Source organism: Shigella sp. SIG6, assembly GCF_053555815.1.
The window spans coordinates 1-3158 of sequence record NZ_JBQZXC010000219.1; the positions used below are offsets into that span (position 1 = coordinate 1).

The following is a 3158-nucleotide window of genomic DNA, read 5'->3' on the forward strand; positions in this document are numbered from 1 at the left end:
ATCGGCAAACTCAACTTTAGGTGCTGCGAGAGCAAGCTGTTTCTCCAGTTCAGCCTTCTGGTCTTCAAGGTCGGCCGCAAGGCGCAATGCCTCAGAAAAGGTTTGTGGGATTTTCGCGGTTGCCCCTTCAAGCTCTCGCCAACGGTCAACAAGACGAGCGGTGAATTCCGGCGACAACTGGGCAACGACAATAATGCTGTCGCGCTTACCTTGTTCGCCTTCGAAGACGTAATGCTCGTACTGAACATTGAACCCTAAGTTATTGATTCTTTCGGAAACCTCAAATTGAGGATGCCGGATAACACCATTTTTAGCCAGCGTTTCGATGGTACGTTTCACATTGTCATGACGCTTACCCACCAACTCAGCGATTTCAATGCTGGTCATTTTAATGGCGTTGCTATTTATCAGCTCGTTCATTGTCATGTCCTCTCATATTGAAAATTCAGCAATAAAAAACCCAGCCGAAGCTGGGTCGTTGCGTTGGCAATCTGTCAGTAGTGATGTAGTGAAGGAGGTAATTCTTTGTTCTTAAGTCTTACCCATGCAGAAAGATTCGTTGGTCCGTCTGGCTCATTAATATCAACATCTCGTGTGTGATTGATTAAAACGTCTCTCGCCATTCCGATAACATACGAGAACTCATGACCGTAGTCGTGGCATCTGCCGGAATAGTTAGACTGAATTTGTCTTAGCGCCGGATACAGTTCGCGGAATAATGCCTGTGAGCGGTTGGCATAATCCCACAACCATACCAGACTGTTTGCATCTTTTGCAGAAAGCTCGCTGGTTTTCTTCTCGTGATGACCTGCGCTTTTCGAAGTCTGGCTGAAATAGCAGTCTTCCAGTTTTTCGAACACGTCCCATGCCTGATCGGTTTCGAGCATCTTCGCGTGACGAGCTGCGCCGCGTTCTGTCCAGAGGATGAGGGAGCGGGTTTTTGGAGAAATTTTCACCTCATTTTGCGACTCGTTTAAAACTAGTCGCAAATTTTTGAGCTCATCACCAACAGCTTTAAAGAAGTGTTTTCCCTCAATAAATCGAGATTTATTTTCATGGTGATTCTGCTGTATACGGATTGCTTCTGTTCCGTAAAGGCGGGCGAGTAACTCAGTTGTGATTACAGGAATCTGGTTATAAGTGACAGGGGAAAGGTTTTTGACAGCAACTTGAACAGTCATAACGACCTCGCGTTTCGATAATTTTTACCTCACCACCTTCAGGTTCCAATCATCGGGTGGCGAACTGTGCAGGGTTGGAACTACCGGTCGAAACATCCGGCGCACCTTTCGGTGCCCCCACACAGCCCGCCATAAATCGCGAATGTGACTGTGCTTAGCGCATAAAAAAACCGCCAGCGCGGTATGCACCGTTTCGATATCCGGGGTTCCAATCCCGACGCCAGATTTTGCTGGCGCGTGAGGAATATAGCCCCGGATATGTGTTGTCGTCAACTACAGGCCTTGAATGCATATAACAATTTTGTTATGTTGATACCTATGAACTACACTATCGAATACTACAGTGAAGATGTAAGGCTGGAAGTCGATCGGCTTCCATTGAGTATGCGTGCCCGATACCAACATCTCGTTGAACGTATGAAGATATATGGCAGCAATCTCGGAGAACCTCACACCAGCGCCTTTGGTGACGGACTTTTCGAACTCAGAATTAAAGGCAACGATGGGATCGCGCGTGTTTTTTACTGCACCCTGACAGGGAAACGCATCATCATGCTGCATAGTTTTGTAAAGAAAACGCAGAAAACACCGCCAGCCGAACGCAAGAAAGCTGAAACCAGAATGAAGGAGGTTAAGCATGACTGGTAAACGCACTCTCCCCACCATGACACACGACGAAATGGCAGCCAAATGGATGGAAGACCCGGCTTTTAAAGCAGAATACGACGCTATCGCTGACGAATTCGCACTGCTTGATGAAATGCTGGCAGCACGCAAAGAAGCTGGCTTAACTCAGGCTGAAGTTGCCGAGCGAATGGGAACAAAAGCGACCGCGATCACCAGAATGGAAAGTAATCTCGCATCAGGTATCAGCGGCCCATCATTTGCCACCCTAAAAAAATTCGCCCGCGCTACTGGAAAAAAACTCCAGATCCGCTTCGTTTAACCACACCGCGCCGTCATTCTGGCGGCGCACCGGATAAATAGTCATTTCCTCGCACGATGTCTTAGCCACCGGATATCCCACAGGTGAGCCGTGTAGTTGAAGGTTTTTACGTCAGATTCTTTTGGGATTGGCTTGCGTTTATTTCTGGAGCGTTTCGTTGGAAGGTATTTGCAGTTTTCACAGATTATGTCGGTAATACTTCGTCGCTGTCGCCTCATGCCGCCCTCCCTGTTCGTTGTGACCATTCATACTCTCGCCGGGAGTTATCACTCCACCGCACGTTGCGCTCTGAGCCGAACCAGAACATGATTTCGATAAGCTCAGTCATGCTGGCCTTTCGCATTTTGCTGGTACGCACGCCAAGCATGACAACGCCACCGCCGATACCAGGCGCACTTCGTTGCTCCAGTTTTTTGGTCTTAAGCCACAGGGCAGTGAACAGGTCTTTCCAGTCTTCCGGCGCCAGCCGTTGACCATGCCATAGCACCTGACGCGAAACATCGTTCAGCATCGGCCACATACGGTCATTCTGCGCTTTGCTGCGTTTGGGTTCTCTAACGTGGACTTCGTGGGGTGACTTGTCGTCGATGGGTAGTGAGAGAATGGCGTCTATGGCGTTATTTCTGATTGCTTCGTTGCGAAGCAGGAATAATTGCTTCACTTGCCCTCCTGCTCTTCTCCTTGCGCTTATCCGCGTAATACCGGTTTAATTCGTCAGACATCTTCTCTCCGATAAGCGGCCATGACTCAAACCTCGCATTCGCAAAATTCTCAAGCCATTTCGCAAAATCATCCAATTTATCTGCTAACCAATAAACAAAATATGACAGCCATACTGCTGAAGCCAAAAAGATACGATGCGGATTAAGGATGAAAATAAGCGATATTTTCATTCCTCGTGATACTTTGCTCATGCTCACTCCTTCACTTTAAATCCAGACTCCGGATAATTCTGTCACACTGAAAATCATTATCGATTTTAACCAACCGGCGAAGAACGCGGTCACGCGGATAGCTCCGTGGCTTAGGGG

The 3158-nt window shown here is 48.0% G+C and carries 8 protein-coding genes; 2 read left to right on the forward strand and 6 right to left on the reverse strand.

Features of this window, described 5'->3' with window-relative positions; translation table 11 throughout:
* Both ACUU1M_RS19485 and ACUU1M_RS19490 read right to left on the reverse strand, forming a co-directional pair.
* The coding region (locus ACUU1M_RS19485; RefSeq protein ID WP_449144751.1) for a Rha family transcriptional regulator at positions 1-420 on the reverse strand (420 nt) is incomplete at its 3' end.
* A 74-nt stretch (positions 421-494) separates the two neighbouring features.
* On the reverse strand, positions 495-1181 hold the full coding sequence (locus ACUU1M_RS19490; RefSeq protein ID WP_000218236.1) for a P22AR C-terminal domain-containing protein: 687 nt from the start codon (positions 1179-1181) through the stop codon (positions 495-497).
* A gap of 318 nt (positions 1182-1499) precedes the next feature.
* Between ACUU1M_RS19490 and ACUU1M_RS19495 the strand changes: the two genes are divergently transcribed.
* Together ACUU1M_RS19495 and ACUU1M_RS19500 are read left to right on the forward strand one after the other, a co-directional pair.
* A complete protein-coding gene (locus ACUU1M_RS19495; RefSeq protein WP_024258354.1) occupies positions 1500-1829 on the forward strand; it encodes a type II toxin-antitoxin system RelE/ParE family toxin in 330 nt (109 codons plus the stop codon).
* Positions 1819-2127 (forward strand): helix-turn-helix domain-containing protein, encoded by a 309-nt coding sequence (locus tag ACUU1M_RS19500; protein ID WP_000147081.1) that lies wholly within the window; start codon positions 1819-1821, stop codon positions 2125-2127. The genes ACUU1M_RS19495 and ACUU1M_RS19500 overlap by 11 nt, the downstream gene beginning before the upstream one ends.
* A gap of 41 nt (positions 2128-2168) precedes the next feature.
* Here the strand turns inward: ACUU1M_RS19500 and ACUU1M_RS19505 are convergent, their stop codons facing one another.
* The 4 genes from ACUU1M_RS19505 to ACUU1M_RS19520 form a co-directional block, all read right to left on the reverse strand.
* Positions 2169-2345, reverse strand: a complete 177-nt coding sequence (locus tag ACUU1M_RS19505; protein WP_001254255.1) for a NinE family protein — start codon at positions 2343-2345, stop codon at positions 2169-2171.
* Complete coding sequence (locus ACUU1M_RS19510) at positions 2342-2788, reverse strand: recombination protein NinB (RefSeq protein ID WP_000811308.1); 447 nt, start codon at positions 2786-2788, stop codon at positions 2342-2344. Before ACUU1M_RS19510 ends, ACUU1M_RS19505 begins: the two co-directional genes overlap by 4 nt.
* Positions 2745-3041, reverse strand: coding sequence for a hypothetical protein (locus ACUU1M_RS19515; RefSeq protein WP_000049341.1), 297 nt, complete (start codon positions 3039-3041; stop codon positions 2745-2747). The genes ACUU1M_RS19510 and ACUU1M_RS19515 overlap by 44 nt, the downstream gene beginning before the upstream one ends.
* A 10-nt stretch (positions 3042-3051) precedes the next feature.
* On the reverse strand, positions 3052-3158 hold a 107-nt coding region (locus ACUU1M_RS19520), incomplete at its 5' end, for a DUF7301 family protein (protein WP_449144752.1).